11 protein-coding genes are annotated in these 15097 nt (G+C 71.9%); 9 read left to right on the forward strand and 2 right to left on the reverse strand.

The annotated features are described in order from the left end of the window. The first annotated feature begins 53 nt into the window (after nucleotides 1-53). Nucleotides 54-3398 (forward strand): SCO7613 C-terminal domain-containing membrane protein, encoded by a 3345-nt coding sequence (locus ACIBVQ_RS13220; RefSeq protein ID WP_399177519.1) that lies wholly within the window; start codon nucleotides 54-56, stop codon nucleotides 3396-3398. Nucleotides 3399-3414: 16 nt separating this feature from the next. Here the strand turns inward: ACIBVQ_RS13220 and ACIBVQ_RS13225 are convergent, their stop codons facing one another. After that, nucleotides 3415-4623: a hypothetical protein gene (locus tag ACIBVQ_RS13225; RefSeq protein WP_399177521.1), complete on the reverse strand. Its 1209-nt coding sequence runs from the start codon at nucleotides 4621-4623 to the stop codon at nucleotides 3415-3417. A gap of 298 nt (nucleotides 4624-4921) precedes the next feature. On the opposite strand from ACIBVQ_RS13225, the gene lhgO reads away from it, so the two are divergent. The 3 genes from lhgO to ACIBVQ_RS13240 are packed head-to-tail and all read left to right on the forward strand — an operon-like array spanning nucleotide 4922 to nucleotide 8251. Then, nucleotides 4922-6112 carry an L-2-hydroxyglutarate oxidase gene (gene lhgO / locus ACIBVQ_RS13230; protein WP_362779249.1) on the forward strand — a complete coding sequence of 397 codons (1191 nt, stop codon included), beginning with the start codon at nucleotides 4922-4924 and terminating at the stop codon, nucleotides 6110-6112. A gap of 34 nt (nucleotides 6113-6146) precedes the next feature. Beyond that, entirely contained in the window at nucleotides 6147-6854 is a 708-nt protein-coding gene (locus ACIBVQ_RS13235) for a response regulator transcription factor (RefSeq protein WP_352014289.1), read from the forward strand. 8 nt (nucleotides 6855-6862) lie between these two features. Continuing rightward, complete coding sequence (locus ACIBVQ_RS13240) at nucleotides 6863-8251, forward strand: ATP-binding protein (protein WP_362917589.1); 1389 nt, start codon at nucleotides 6863-6865, stop codon at nucleotides 8249-8251. A 113-nt stretch (nucleotides 8252-8364) separates the two neighbouring features. Here the strand turns inward: ACIBVQ_RS13240 and ACIBVQ_RS13245 are convergent, their stop codons facing one another. Next, complete coding sequence (locus tag ACIBVQ_RS13245) at nucleotides 8365-10245, reverse strand: efflux RND transporter periplasmic adaptor subunit (RefSeq protein WP_399177524.1); 1881 nt, start codon at nucleotides 10243-10245, stop codon at nucleotides 8365-8367. 178 nt (nucleotides 10246-10423) lie between these two features. On the opposite strand from ACIBVQ_RS13245, the gene ACIBVQ_RS13250 reads away from it, so the two are divergent. The 5 genes from ACIBVQ_RS13250 to ACIBVQ_RS13270 are packed head-to-tail and all read left to right on the forward strand — an operon-like array spanning nucleotide 10424 to nucleotide 14973. Continuing rightward, nucleotides 10424-11569, forward strand: coding sequence for an efflux RND transporter periplasmic adaptor subunit (locus ACIBVQ_RS13250; RefSeq protein ID WP_399177525.1), 1146 nt, complete (start codon nucleotides 10424-10426; stop codon nucleotides 11567-11569). Beyond that, nucleotides 11566-12318 carry an ABC transporter ATP-binding protein gene (locus ACIBVQ_RS13255; RefSeq protein ID WP_352014285.1) on the forward strand — a complete coding sequence of 251 codons (753 nt, stop codon included), beginning with the start codon at nucleotides 11566-11568 and terminating at the stop codon, nucleotides 12316-12318. Before ACIBVQ_RS13250 ends, ACIBVQ_RS13255 begins: the two co-directional genes overlap by 4 nt. Beyond that, nucleotides 12315-13574 carry an ABC transporter permease gene (locus ACIBVQ_RS13260; protein WP_399177527.1) on the forward strand — a complete coding sequence of 420 codons (1260 nt, stop codon included), beginning with the start codon at nucleotides 12315-12317 and terminating at the stop codon, nucleotides 13572-13574. The genes ACIBVQ_RS13255 and ACIBVQ_RS13260 overlap by 4 nt, the downstream gene beginning before the upstream one ends. A gap of 38 nt (nucleotides 13575-13612) precedes the next feature. Then, nucleotides 13613-14203, forward strand: coding sequence for a hypothetical protein (locus ACIBVQ_RS13265; protein ID WP_399177529.1), 591 nt, complete (start codon nucleotides 13613-13615; stop codon nucleotides 14201-14203). A gap of 53 nt (nucleotides 14204-14256) precedes the next feature. Beyond that, nucleotides 14257-14973 (forward strand): response regulator transcription factor, encoded by a 717-nt coding sequence (locus tag ACIBVQ_RS13270; RefSeq protein WP_352014282.1) that lies wholly within the window; start codon nucleotides 14257-14259, stop codon nucleotides 14971-14973. Nucleotides 14974-15097: the final 124 nt, after the last annotated feature.

Raw genomic sequence — 15097 nt, forward strand, 5'->3', positions numbered from 1 at the left:
TTGAGTACGGCTCCGCAAGCGGTTCGCAACCTGGGCTGGGCATCCTTCGTGTCATGCACGACCAGACAAGGCCCGGCTGCCCCGGGTGCGGCCTGCCCGTCACGGGAGCCTTCGAGCGCTGCCCCCGCTGCGCGCTGACGCTGAAAGGGCCCGCGGCGGCCGAACTGTGGCGGCTCGATGTGGAGCTGGCCGGGCTGCGGGCCAGGCAGACGACCCTGCTGGCCCGCAGGAACCACCTGCTCACCCTGCTGCGCGCGGAGAGCGCCCGCCCCGCGGCTCCGGTGGGACCCGGGGCCCCGGCGGGTCCCGCCGCTCCTGTGGGGCCCGCGGCTCCCGTGGGGCTCGCGGGGGAGGCCGCTCCCCGCAGGGACTTCTCCCCCAAGGCGGTGCAGAACCTGCTGCTCACCCTCGGCGGGCTGCTGCTGATCGTCGCGGCCGTGGTGTTCACCGTGGTCAGCTGGGGGCACATCGGCATCGGCGGACGAGCCGCCATCCTGGCCGGGGTCACCGCCCTCACCCTCGCCGCGCCGAGGTTCCTCACGAGCAGGAAACTGGACGCGACCGCGGAGACGATCGCGATGTTCGGCGTCGCGCTGCTCCTGCTGGACGGCTACGCGGCCCGGCAGGCAGGGTTGTTCGGCGCGGACGGCCCGCAAGCGCGCCACTACGCCGCCGCGCTGGTCGGACTGGTCGCGTTGTCCATGGCGGGATACTCCCGGCTGCTGCCGTTGCGGCTGCCGCTCCCCGTGGCCGTCGTGTTCGCCCAGATCCCGCTGCCGTTGCTCGCGTTCGACACGACGGCGCCGTGGTTCACCGCCTCCCTGGCGGCGGACGCCGCACTCGACGCCGCCCTCCTGCTGCTGCTCAGGACATCGGAGGGGAAGACGAAGAACGGGTGGGCGACGGCCAGGGTCTGCTTCGGAGTGACGTGGACGCTGGGCGTGCTCTACGGACTCCTGGACTCGGTGCTGGAGTTCACCGGTGGGGGACCGGCCGTCGCCCTGGTCAGGGGCGTGTTGCTCGTCGGCCTGGCCGCCCTCGGGCTCGTCGTCGCCGGACGGGCCGGGCGGGTCGCGCTCGGGTTCCTCACCGCCGGGTCGGCGCTCGCGCTGACCATGGGCCTGGCCGCCCCGGTCTGGCCGTCGCTGCCCTCCGGGTGGCGGGGTGTGCCGTACACCCTGGGGGCGCTCGTGGCCGTCGCGGTCGCGCTGTACCTGCCGGGCCTGAACGCGCGGATCCGCCGGGCCGGAGCCGTCTCGGCGGGGGCCGTGGCAGGGCTCACGGCGCTGCCCGTCGTGCCCTGGGTCGCCGCCGAGGTGCTCATGCCGTTCGGGCTGCTGGAGCGGGTGTGGGCGTGGCCCGCCGTCCTCGACGACGGGTGGGCCGGACCGCTCGCCTCTGCCGCGGTCGTTCCCGCCCTGCTGGCCACGGCCCTGGCGGTCGCGGCCGTGCGGTGGCCGGTCACCGGTCCTCGCGGGGAGAGCACCCGGCGGTCGCTGGGCCTGTCCGCCGTGGTGACGGGTGCGGTCGCGGTGCTCGCCGTTCCCGGTGCCTTCGCGCTCGGCCGTTCGGCCGCCCTCGTCGTCCCGTCGGTCCTGGCCGTGGCGCTCGTGGCCCGCATGACCCTGACGGGCGGGGTGTGGTGGGCGCGGGCCCTCGCGGCGACAGCCGTACCGGTGACGCTGATCGGTGTCGTCACCGCGCTCGCCGGGCGGACCGAGACGTACGCCGCGCTGGCCGTGGCGCTGGTGGCGTGGGCCGTGGCGACGGTCGCGGGCCGGGAGCCGGGGGTGCGGGCTGTCGCGCTGGTCATGGCGGTGCTCTCGGCGACCGGCCTGATCTGGGCGGTCGCGGTGGGGACGGGCCTGCAGCCGGCGGCCGAGGGCCTCGCGCTCGCCCTGGCGACCGGCTCCGTGCTCGCGGTGGCCGCCTGCCTGGTGTACGGCGCCGCCGTCACTCCGGAGGCTGTCATCCCGGAGGCCGCCACTTCGGAAGCCGTCGAGGAGGCGCCTTCCGACTCCGAGGAGGACGGCGCCAAGGAGGAGCCCAAGGGCGGGAGTCCGGTGGTCCGGCGTGACCCCAGGTGGGGGGCCGGGCTGGGGCTGGGGGCGACACTCGGCGCGTGCGCGGTGTCGTCGATCGCCGTTCCTCTCGCCGGGATCGTCGGCTTCTACCGCCCGTTGTTCTTCCCGTGGACGGGGCAGCGGTTCCTGCCGGCTCACCTTCCGATCCTCGTGGTGGTCGCGGCCCTGCTCACGGTCACGGCGGTCACGGTCTCCTGGCAGGTTGCGGGGCGCGGGACGGCGTCCAAGGCGGCCCTGGTCGCACTGCCGGTGCTCCTGGCGACGCTGCCGCTCTCGGTCGGCCTGCCGTACCCGGTGGAGGTCGGGCTGTTCGTCGTGGGGCTGGGGCCCGCGGCGTGGGCGGCGGCGCGTGGCCGTACCGGGTGGAGGTTCGGCGCGGTGACCGGACTGTGGACGGCGTCGCTGGCGCTCTCCTGGTCGCTCGTCGCCCAGACCGCCACGCTGGTCACACTGCCGGTCGTGGCACTGGTCGCGGCGGCGACCGCGTTCCTCGGGCGGGAGCGGTGGGTGCGGGCCGGGGGCGCCTGTACGGCGACGCTGCTCGCCGGGGCGCAGGCGCTGGCCGTGGGCCTGGCGCTCGACTGGCCCGCGCGGACGGCGGCGTTCGGCGTGCTCGCCGTGGCCTGCGTCGCGGCGGCCGTCGCGGGCCGCTTCAGAAAGGAGACGTTCGCGGCCGGGACGGAGGCGGCCGGATACGCCCTGGCCCTGGCCGGTCTGGCGCTCGCTGCCGACGGCCTCGTGACGGCCTCGCTGGCCTGCGCCATCGCCGGGGTGATGATGACCGGTACGGCGTTGCGTCCCGACCGGCGCCGGGCGGGATACGTGGGGACGGCCCTGCTGCTCACGGCCTCCTGGCTGCGGCTGCTGGCCTCGGACATCACGGTGGTCGAGGCCTACACGGTGCCGTTCTCGCTGGTCCTGCTGGGGTTCGGCTGGTGGCGGGCGCGTGGGAGGGCCCGTTCCTCCTGGCTCTCGTACGGCCCGGCCCTCGGCTCAAGCCTGCTGCCCAGCGCGGTCGCGACGCTCAACGGGACGGGATGGGTCAGGCCGTTGCTGCTCGGCACGGTCTGCCTGGTCGTTCTGCTGGTCGGGGCGCGGGCACGGCTGCAGGCTCCCGCTCTGCTCGGCGGCCTCACCCTGGCCGTCGTCGTCCTGCACGAACTCTCGCCGTGGATCGCGCGGGCCATGGTGACCGTGCCGCGCTGGGTGCCGATGGCACTGGGCGGGCTGCTGCTCGTGGTGGTCGGCGCGACCTACGAGGCACGGCTACGGGACGTGCGCAGGCTGCGGGCGATGGTCGGCCGGATGCGTTGACCCGGCCGACCGTCGATCACCCTCCGGCGGGGGGTACGGCGAGCGTGGCCGGGGTCGTGACGGTGTCAGCGGTGGCGGCCTGGGTGATTCCGGTGGTCTCGGTGGTCTCAGCGCGCTCGGCTGGATCGCCGGTGGTCTCGGGGGCCGAAGCGGCCGGGGCCGTGGAGGCCGGAGTCGTGGCGGTGCCAGTGGTGGCCGGAGTGGTCGAGGTCGTGGAGGAGGGAGTGGAGACGGCCGGGCCGGTCGGGGTGGAGACGGCCGGAGCGGAGACGGCGGGGGTGGCCGGGGCGGAGATGACCGCGACGATCCGGCCCTTCGTGCACGAACCGTCCCGGTCACAGGCTTTGACCGGGACCTCCCAGATCGCTGGGGCCATCGGCCTGAGCGTCACCCGGCCCTCCGAGGTGATCGACACCTGGGGGCTCGCGGCGCCGTCCAGGAGGTAGGTGATCTCGCCGCCCTCCGGGTCGGAGGAGGAGAGGCCGCCGGTCAGTTCGCTGTTCGCCGGGCCGGTCAGCAAGAGGTAGGGCGAGGTCGGCGGCACGTTTCGCACGCACGGGGGCTCGCACGAGATCTCCACCGAGTCGAGAAGATTGCCCTGGTCCGGCTGGTCGTCGGCCGTGGAGATGGAGACGAACTCGAACCGGGTGACGGTCTGGCCCGGCGGGACCGAGTACTTGCCCGTGTAGTGACCCCACCCCGCGTTGTCGTCGGCTATGTCCGAGGTGTTCTGGCCCATGGGGACCTGGGTGACCCCGCCGATCCTGAGCTGGAGGACGTCCTCGCCCGCGGAACGCCCCCGGTGCGCGAGGTGCCAGGTCAGCGTCGCGCCGGGCACGGTCCTGACGTCCTGGGAGAGGGTGGCGGTCGCCGTACCGTTGACCTCGGCGAACTGCCTGCCCGTGTCGGGCCGTACGGAGGGCACGTCCGGGCCCCAGATCTCGATGAGACCGTCATCGGCCGAGGTGCTCCACCCGGGCAGACCGGAGCGCAGGTTGCCCTGTCCGTGCAGACTGCCGGGCTCCTCGAACCCGCCGTTGACCAGCTTGCACGCGGGAGCGGGCCCCGGTTCCGGGGCCGGAGTCGAGACCGCCGAGCCCGAGACCGACCCTGAGGCCGGATCCGAGGCGGGGACCGAGGCCGGAGTCGGGACGGGCGCCGGGGACGCCGAGGCCGGGGGGACGTCGACGGCGGCCCAGGCGGTCGCACAGGTCCATGTGGTCACGCAGAGGAGGGCGGCACTCAGGCACGCCCGGGAACGCGGTCTCTCCATCTGTTCTCCCCCGATCCGAAGGACACCTGGCCGGGGGGATCAGGCGCTGAGCGGGGAAAATGCTACAGCGATCACCGCGGCCTCCCACTGAGGGACGCGCGGGTCGCGGTGCCCCGAGTGGAGCGCCGCGAACGTATGGTTACGATCCCCAGCAAGGCCCAATAAGGCGCGGTAAGTCCTTCACGTCAGGAGAAGGATGGCGCTAGCTTTCGCACATGGGCGTTCCGGCGGCGATCAGGGAGGTAGGGACGTGAAGGTCGGGGTCGTCGGTGCGGGGATCGTTGGCCTGGCCGTCGCCAGGGAGCTGGCGCTGACGCACGGGGCCACGGTGACCGTCCTCGAAAAGGAGGACCGCGTCGGGGCGCACCAGACCGGCCACAACAGCGGAGTGGTCCACGCGGGCATCTACTACAAGCCGGGCTCGCTCAAGGCCGAACTCTGCCGGGACGGGATGGCCCTGCTCAGGGAGTACTGCGCCGAGCACGCCATCGCCTACGACGAGGTCGGCAAGCTCGTGATCGCCTCGACCCCCTCGGAACGCGCCGGGCTGAACGCCATCGCCGAACGGGCCCGCGAGAACGGGGTCCCCGGAATCGCCGAGCTGGACGCGCTCGGGCTGCGCGAGATCGAGCCGCACGCCGTCGGGGTGGCCGCGGTGCACTCCCCGCGCACCGCCATCGCCGACTTCCCCGCGGTCGCCCGCCGTCTGGCCAAGGACGTGGAGGAGACGGGCGGCTCGGTGCTGCTGTCCCACCCGGTGCGCGCGTTGCGGGAGACCGCCCGGGGCGTCGAGGTGATCGCGGGACGGCGCAGGCTCGCCTTCGACCGCCTGGTCGTCTGCGCCGGGCTCGGCACCGACAACGTCGCCAGGATGGCGAAGGCGACGGGGAACGTGCGGATCGTGCCCTTCCGCGGTGAGTACTACGCGCTGGCCGGGGCCTCGAAGGACCTGGTCAGGGGCCTGATCTATCCGGTTCCCGACCCCCGCTACCCCTTCCTGGGCGTGCACCTGACCCGCAGGATCGACGGTGAGGTGCTGGTCGGCCCCAACGCGGTCATGGCGCTGGCGCTTGAGGGTTACTCCTGGCGTGACATCGATCTCACCGACCTGCGCAGGATCCTGACCTGGAAGGGCACCAGGAAACTGGCCGCCCGCCACTGGCGCACCGGGGTCCGGGAGGTGACCGGCTCGATGCTCAAGGGCTCGTTCCTGACGGCGGCGCGCCGCTACGTCCCCGAACTGACCGGTTCCGACCTGGTCAGGACGACCGGCGGCGTACGGGCCCAGGCCGTGGCAGGGGACGGGAGCATGCTGGACGACTTCGCCGTCGACGTGCATGGCCGGGTGGCGCTGGTGAGAAACGCCCCCTCACCGGCCGCGACCTCCAGTCTTGCGATCGCCAGGCACATCGTGGGGTTAACCTCAGTATTGACCAATTAACTCCTTTTTCATGTGGGCGAGTGAAGATAAACCCGTGACCGATTCTCCCGAGGCTCGCCTCCTGATCGTCGAGGACGAGCCCAACATCCTCGAACTGCTGGCCGCCAGCCTGCGGTTCGCCGGATTCGGGGTGAACACGGCGGGCAGCGGCACCGAGGCCGTCGCCGCGGTTCAGCGTTATCGTCCCGACCTCATCGTGCTCGACGTCATGCTTCCCGACATGGACGGCTTCGACGTCGTACGGCGGTTGCGCGGCGGCGGCAGCGACACGCCCGTGCTCTTCCTGACCGCTCGCGACGCCACCGAGGACAAGATCCGTGGGCTGACGGCGGGCGGGGACGACTACGTGACCAAGCCGTTCAGCCTTGAGGAGGTCGTGGCGCGCATCAGGGCGGTGCTGCGCCGTACGGGGGCGGGGGACCTGTTCGCCAGGCCGCCCCGGCTCACCTTCGCCGACATCGAGCTCGACGAGGAGAGCCACGAGGTGTGGCGCGGAGGCAAGCCGGTCTCGCTGTCGCCGACGGAGTTCAAACTGCTGCGCTACTTCATGGTCAACGCGGGACGGGTGCTGTCGAAGGCGCAGATCCTGGACCACGTGTGGGACTACGACTTCCGGGGGGACGTCGGGATCGTCGAGTCCTACGTCTCGGTGCTCCGCAGGAAGATCGACAACGCCGATCCCCGGCTGATCCACACCCTGCGCGGCGTCGGGTACGTGCTCCGCCTGCCCCCGGGACACTGATGAGGCCGATGATCGGAGCCGCTCCGCTCAGGGTCAAACTGATCGCCGTCGTCCTCGTCCTGCTCACCATCGCGCTGGCGTTGATCGGCTTCGGCAGTGTCTCGATCATGCGGGGCTATCTCATCGACCGGGTGGACAGCCAGGCGCAGCTGAACGCGGACAGCGTGATACGCCGTCTGCACCGCAACGGCCCCTCCACACTGGTCGGCAGGCCGGTGCCGTCCGACACCCGGGTGGAGATCCGCGACCCGCACGGTGAGATCGACCTGCTGCTCCAGGGCACCGACGTGGAGAACAAACGGGGCCCCCGCCTGCCGGCCTTCGTGAGGAGCTACCCGTTCGAGATCGACGAGTGGCGGGTCCACCGCTTCCCCCTCGACGACGGCGGAAGCGTCGTGGTGGCCGTGGACATGTCCGAGGTCAGGCAGATCGTCGGCCAGCTCGCCCTGGTCGAACTGCTCGGCGGGGGCGGCCTCATGCTGATGCTCGCCGGGGTCGGCGTGGTGATCATCAGGCGGAGCATGCGCCCGCTTGAGGAGATCGAGCGCACCGCCCAGGCCATCGCGGCCGGTGACCTGAGCCGTCGTGTCCCCGCGGCCAACCCGGCGACCGAGGTCGGCAGGCTCGGCCAGTCACTGAACAGCATGCTCGCCCAGATCGAGTCCGCCTTCGAGGCCAGGTCGGAGTCGGAGCTGTCGGCCCGCCGCTCGGAGGAACGCATGCGCAGGTTCGTCGCCGACGCCTCCCACGAGCTCCGCACGCCGCTGACGTCGATCAGGGGGTTCGCCGAGTTCTACCGGCAGGCCCCCGAGGTCGATCCCGCGCCGCTGATGCGCCGGGTCGAGTCGGAGGCGGTCAGGATGGGCCTGCTCGTGGACGACCTGTTGATGCTGGCCAGACTCGACCAGCAGCGGCCCATGGCCATGCGCCCCGTCGACCTGCTCGCCATCGCCGCCGACGCCACCCACGACGCCCGCATCCTCGCGCCCTCCCGTGAGGTCACGCTCACCGTGGACGGCGCCGCCCTCATCGTCTCCGGCGACGAGGTACGGCTGCGCCAGGTCGTCGGCAACCTGATGAACAACGCCCTGACCCACACCCCGGACGGCACCCCGGTCCGCATGACGCTGTCGGCGCAGGGTTCCATGGCGGTCGTCGAGGTGACCGACGAGGGGCCCGGGCTCAGCGCGGAGCAGTGCGAGCGGGTCTTCGAACGGTTCTACCGGGTCGACTCCTCCCGGGGTCGTCGCGCCCCGGAGGACGGCGGCAGCGGCCTCGGCCTGGCCATCGTGGCCGCCATCGTGGACGCCCACGGTGGCGCCGTCGCCGTGGACTCCGACCTCGGCAAGGGCTCGACCTTCCGGGTGACCCTCCCCCTCGCCCCCGACTCCGCCTGAGCACCCCGACGGCCGGACGGAAAGCCGGACACGTCGGGCTGGACGGGGCGGTACGGGATGAGCCGGCGGCCGGACGGTGAGACAGCACGGTCCCTCCGCCCGGCCGGGGCGGGCTACGAGAGGCCGCCGGGCCAGGTGCCGTCGGGGAAGCCGTCGGCGGTGGCTCCGGTGGGCAGGACCACCCGGTCGTTCTCCGCGAGGCCCGAGGTGATCTCGACGTACTGGTCGCTCCGCACGCCCGTCGTCACCACACGCTCGCCGCCGCCCTGCACGGTGACCCGCGAGACGCCGTCCTTGGTCCGTACGGCCTGCGCGGGCAGGTAGAGGGCGGCCTGGGACTGGGCGACGGTGACGGTGACCGTGGCGGTCTGGCCCACCAGGAGGTCGGCGGGGGCCTCGTCGAAGGCGATCGTGACGCCGTACCTCACGAGCTGGCCGGTGGTCGTCGCGGTCGGCGCGATGTGGGTGACCGTGCCGTCGTACTTCTTGCCGTCCCGGGTGGCCAGGGTGATCGTGGCGCGCTGCCCCAGCTTGAGGCTGCCGATGTCCGACTCGGTGAACAGTGCCTCGATCTGGAGTTCGTCGAGGTCGCCGAGGGTGACGAAGGCGCCGGTGCCCGCCTCGTCCCCGACGGCGCCCGCGACGGACATCACGGTTCCGGCGGCGGGGGCGGTGATCCGGACCCCGTTCAGCTCCTCGCGGGCGTCGGTCAGCTCGGCCTGCGCCCGCTTGACCTGGGCCTGTGCCTGGTCGACGCTGAGCGCCCCCTGCCCGCCGCCGATGCCGTCCGTGCCTTTTGCGCCGCCGTTCCGAAGGCGGGAGGCGTCCTGGCCCTGGGCGTTCTGACCGGTGCCGCGCTTGGCGCCCTGCCCGGTGCCCTGGCCGTTTCCGTTGCCGTTTCCTGTGCCGGCGCACGTGGTGGGGCCGGGGGCGGGCTTTCCTGTGGGCCTCTCGGTGGGCTTTCCACCGGGCTTCTCACCGGGCTTGGTGGTGGGCCTCGGGGTGGGTTTCGCGGTGGGGGTCGCCTCCGGGGCCGTGGGGGCCGGGTTCGAGGGGCCGGAGCGGGTCGGGGTGACCTCGGGGATCGCGGTGACCGTGACCGTCGCGGTGACGGTGACGGTGACGGTGGGGGCGGGCGCGGGGTGGCCCGACCCCCCGCCGTGCCGCCTCGCCCTGGTGGTCGGCGTCGGTGTCGGTACGGTGGTGGGCCCGGTCTTGACGAGGTATCCGGCGGGCACGACCGCACCCGCCCCGGCCCGGCCCGCTCCGTCACTGGGCAGGGCGGTCGGGGTGACGGCAGGGGCCTCGGTGGGGGGCACAGTGGGGGGCACAGTGGGGGTCACGGTGGAGGGCACAGTGGGGGAGGGGGTGCCGCCCGGCACCAGCGTCCGGCCGGGCTCGGCCGTACGGCTGCGCCCGGGTGAGGGGTTCGGCGTGGCCGTACCGGTCGGGGACGGGGCTGGGGAGGCCGGTGGACACTGCGCCCCACCGGCCGTGCCGGAACCGGCCTGGCCCTGATCCTGACTTTGGCCCTGGGACTGCCCTTGGGACTGGCCCTGGCCCTGGCCCTGGCCCTGGGACTGGCTCTGGGGCTGGGCCGGGGCTGGGGAGGCGGCTCTATCCTCGGCGGCGTCCAGGGCCTCCTGGGCCGCCGCGAGCTGTGCCTTGGCCGCGCTGTACCGTTCGCGGGCCGGTGCCGAGCCGATGGCGGCGAGCACCTCGCCCCTGCGCACCTTGTCCCCGGCCTTGACGTAGACCTTCCTGACCGTTCCCGAACCGCCGAAGGCCAGTTCCCTGGTCCGTTCGTCCACGGTGTTGCCCGCCGCCGAGACCGCGGCGGTCACGGTTCCGCGCCGGGTGGCGACGAGTTCGACCCGGGGTGCCCGCTCGGCGCCGTCGTCGAGGGCGTAGAACACGCCCGCGCCCACGAGGACGAGGGCGGCCAGGGCGAGTCCTCCTACGCGCGCGGGTTTCGGGAGGTTGGTCGGTCTCATGGCGGACCATCTTGGCGTGCCCGATTCACTACCTGCTCACAAAAACCTGAATATTTCCTGTATGTCCATATCGGTGGAAGGCTTGCAGGAAACACTCAGCAAGAGTTGGGTTTAGCCCAAGACTGATACGCCAGGGTCGAGCGCTGTGAAGCTGTCGACCAGGCGTAGGACGCTGCTCGTGAACGGGACCCTGGCGGTCCTGTTGCTGGGCGGCGTGGGAATCGCCTTCTCCTCTCTTGGGGGATCCACCTCCTCCTCCGCGGACGCCACCTCGGCCGCGGGCGGTGCGGCACGGGCCGTCACGGTGACCCGGAGTACGGTGACCGCCTCGGTCTCCGCGTCGGGCGCCGTGGAGAGCGCCCAGGCCCGCTCGCTGGGCTTCGGGACGAACGGCACCGTCAAGAAGATCTACGTCGAGGTGGGGGACAAGGTCAGGAAGGGGCAGATCCTGGCCAGGCTGGACGACAGCGCGGCGCGGGAGAGCCTGGACGCCGCCGCGGCGGCACTCGACTCCGCGGACGACGACACCTCGACCGCCGCCCTCTACGCCCAGTACGTCAACGCCAGGAACACCTACCGGGCGGCCGGACGCACGGTGGCGGCGACCGTCATCAAGGCGCCGTTCGCCGGTACGGTCACCGCCGTCAACGGCACGGTCGGCGGCCCCGCGAGCGGCGGCTCCGCGAGCTCCTCGGGTTCCTCCGGCTCCTCGGGCTCCTCGACGGGCTCCTCGGGAGGTTCGTCGAGGACGGCGAGCGGCTCGACCGGAACGAGTTCGACCGGGTTCGTCGAACTGGCCGACACCCGAAAACTCCAGCTCGTCGGCACCTTCACCGAGTCGGACATCACCAAGCTCAAGATCGGTCAGAGCGCCGCCGTCACGTTCGACGCGCTGCCCGGCGTCACCGCGACCGGCAAGGTCACCCAGATCCAGCCGACCGCCGCGACCAGCAACAACGTCGTCCAGTATCCGGTGACGATCTCCTTCGTCCAGGTGCCCACCGAGATCAGGCTCGGCCAGACGGCCACGGTCAAGGTCGCCGTGGGACAGGCGGAGAACGTGCTGGCCGTCCCCTCGACCGTGGTCACCACGACGGGCGGGCGCAGCACCGTGACCGTCCTGCGCAACGGCGCCCAGACCCCCGTACAGGTCGAGGTCGGGGTCAGGGGCGACACGCTCACCGAGATCACCTCCGGACTCGCCGAGGGCGACCAGGTCGTCCGCCCGGCCGCGACCGGGACCAACCAGCAGGGCGGCTTCCCCGGCCTCGGCGGCGGTGGAGGCGGCGGCAACCGTGGCGGCGGGCTCGGGGGCGTCAGATGACCGCCCCCGTCCTGGCCCTCACCGACATCACCAAGGTGTACGGCAGGGGCGACGCCGAGGTCAGGGCCCTGCGCGGGGTCTCGCTCACCGTCGAGCGGGGTGACTACGTGGCCGTCATGGGCGCCTCGGGCTCGGGCAAGTCCACGCTCATGAACATCCTGGGCTGCCTGGACGTCCCCTCCTCCGGCAGCTACCTCATCGACGGCGTGGACGTCGGGAGCCTGGACGAACGCAGGCTCGCCATCCTGCGCAACCGCAAGATCGGGTTCGTCTTCCAGTCGTTCAACCTCATCCCGAGGATGAGCGCGCTGGCCAACGTCGAACTGCCCATGGCCTACGGCGGGGTCACCGCCCAGGAGCGCCGGGCCCGCGCGCTGGCCGCCCTGGAGCAGGTCGGCCTGTCCGACCGGGTACGGCACGAGCCCAACGAACTGTCCGGCGGCCAGCAGCAGCGCGTCGCCGTGGCCAGGGCGCTGGTCACCTCCCCGGCCCTGCTGCTCGCCGACGAGCCGACCGGCAACCTCGACACCAAGGCGACCGGGGACGTGCTGGAGATCCTCGACGGGCTGAGCGAGTCCGGCCGTACGATCGTGCTCATCACCCACGAGGACGACGTCGCCGCACACGCCAAGCGGGTCATCCGCCTGGTGGACGGGCTGATCGTGGACGACCGCCGCCAGGCGCCGGTCGGCGGCCCCCCGCCCCGTTCGGCCGTCAGGCTCCAGTCCACGCCGGGAGGCGCCTCGTGAGCAGGCTGGAGATCCTGCGCTTCGCGCTGCGCGGCCTCGCCGCCAACAAGCTGCGCAGCTTCCTGACCACCCTGGGCATCCTGATCGGGGTCGCCGCGGTGATCCTGCTGGTCGCCTTCGGCGAGGGCGCCTCGCAGAGCATCCAGAAGAGCATCCAGCGGCTCGGGGCCAACACCCTGACCGTCTCCGCCTCCTTCGCCGGGGGCGGGATCGGCGGCCCCGTCGGAGTCGGGTCCTCCCGGCAGGGCAACGGCCCCCGTACCCAGGCCAGGCAGCTCACCCTCGACGACGCCAAGGCGCTGGCCGACCCCGAGCAGGTGCCCTCGGCCAGGAGCGTCTCCCCGGTGGTGAGCACCGGTTCGGCGACCGCCGTACGGGACGGGGCCAGTCACACGATCTCCCAGCTCGTCGGCACCTACCCCAGCTACTTCGAGGCGATGAACAAGCCCGTCGAGACCGGTTCCTACTTCGTCAACGACGACGTGCTCGCGGCGCGGAAGGTCATGGTGATCGGCAAGACGGTCGCCGACGAGCTGTTCGGCACGGCCAGCCCGGTCGGCGAGCAGGTCAGCGTCTCCGGGGTGCCGTTCACGGTGATCGGGGTGCTGAAGACGTCGGGTTCCTCCGGCTTCGGCTTCCAGGACGCCGACGACGTGGCCATCGTGCCGCTGCCCGCCGTACAGCAGAGCCTGACGGGCTTCGGCGCGCTCAGCTCGATCGTGGTGCAGGCGACCGGGTCCGACACGACCACCTCGGCGCAGAACGAGGTGACCGCGGTGCTCAACCAGCGCCACGGCGTCACCCCGACGGGTAGCGCGGACTACCGCATCCTGAACCAGGCGACCCTGCAGGAGACGGTCAGTTCGACCGTGGGGATCTTCACCAGCCTGCTCGGCGCGGTCGCCGCGATCTCGCTGCTCGTCGGCGGCATCGGCATCACGAACATCATGCTGGTCACCGTGACCGAGCGGACCAGGGAGATCGGCATCAGGAAGGCGATCGGCGCGCCCAGGAGCGCCATCCTCGGCCAGTTCCTGCTTGAGGCGACGGTGCTGAGCCTGCTCGGCGGGCTGACGGGTGTCGCGATCGCCTTCGTCGGCACCCGCTTCACGATCGCCGGCATCGAACCGGTGCTCGTGCCGTCGTCGATCGTGCTGGCCCTGGGTGTCTCCGTGGGCATCGGGCTGTTCTTCGGCGGTTATCCGGCGAACCGGGCGGCCAAGCTCAGGCCCATCGAGGCACTGCGCCACGAGTGAGCCACAGACGACCTGTACGACCTACGCGAGGAGAAGAGATGGGCGACGGCGCGGACGACAGGACCCCGGCGCGGGAGTTGCTTGAGACCTCCCCGTTCAAGGGCGACCTGGACGGCGAGCTCGCGGCCGGGCGTAAGCGCGGGATCTCCAGACTCACGCTGGTGCTCGGCGCGGCCCTCGCGCTCGTCGTCGGGGTGATCGTGGGCATCCAGGCGCAGAAGGCGTTCGGCGGGCCGACCGGCGACCGGACCGCCGCGATGCGGCAGGGCCCCGGTGGTTACGGGGTTCCCGGCGGTTACGGCGGACGCGGTGGGTTCGGCGGCCAAGGCAGCGGCCAAGGCAGTGGCCAGGGAAGTGGCCAGGGCGGGTTCGGCAACGGACAGCGGGGCGGTCAGGGGGGCGTGACCGTCGGCACCGTGCAGAAGGTCGAGGGCGGCAAGGTCTACCTTCAGCAGCAGGACGGGACCGTCGTCACCGTGAACACCACCGACCAGACGAACGTGCGGATCTCCAAGCAGGGCAAGGTAGGCGACCTGACCACGGGCGGCACGGTCGTCGTGCAGGGCGCCAAGGGCGCGGACGGCTCCGTGACCGCGACCGCGATCAACGAGGGCGGGGTCCGACGATGACGATCTCCTCTCTCAGGAAACGTTCAGCCGGACCTGAGCTGCGTTCCAGGGGGGTGAGCAAGCCTCGTGATGTGCTGGACAAGGTCGAAGCCAGGTTGCTGATCGTCGACGACGAACCGAACATCCGCGAGCTGCTCTCCGTCAGCCTGCGCAGATCCGGCTTCGAGGTGGTGACGGCGGCGGACGGCAGGGAGGCCGTGCACTTCGCCGAGCGGATCCGCCCCGACCTGGTCGTGCTGGACGTGATGCTGCCGGACATGGACGGGTTCACGGTCGCCGGGCGGCTGCGGGCGATGGGCGGGCAGATCCCCGTCCTCTTCTTGACCGCCAGGGACGCGACCGACGACAAGGTCACCGGCCTGCGGGTCGCCGACGACTACGTGACCAAGCCGTTCAGCCTTGAGGAGGTCCTGGCCCGCATCCGGGCCGTGCTGCGCCGTACGAGGGGGGATCTGGACCTTCCTGTCCGGTTGAAGGTCGCCGACCTTGAGCTGGACGAGGAGGCGCACCAGGTCTGGCGCGCGGGCAAGGCCGTACGGCTCTCGCCGACGGAGTTCAAGCTGCTGCACTACTTCATGGTCAACACGGGCAGGGTGCTGTCCAAGGCGCAGATCCTCGACCACGTCTGGAACTACGACTTCGGGGGAGACGCCGGGGTTGTCGAGTCCTATGTCTCCTATCTCCGTCGAAAGGTGGATATGGCCGAACCGAGGCTCATACACACCTTGCGGGGGGTTGGGTATGTCCTTCGGCCGCCTCAGAGTGGTTGAATATTCAGCGGACATTCAGCTTCGGCTCAAGTGACGCTGAGCTTCGGGTGTTCCAATGAACAGCGAGTGACCCCCGATCACCCCGCGGTCGTGCGGAAGGGTCGGGCTCGCCTCCAGCTGCGGG

This window comes from Streptosporangium sp. NPDC049376 (assembly GCF_044466505.1).
In the GTDB taxonomy this organism is placed as follows: Bacteria; Actinomycetota; Actinomycetes; order Streptosporangiales; family Streptosporangiaceae; genus Streptosporangium.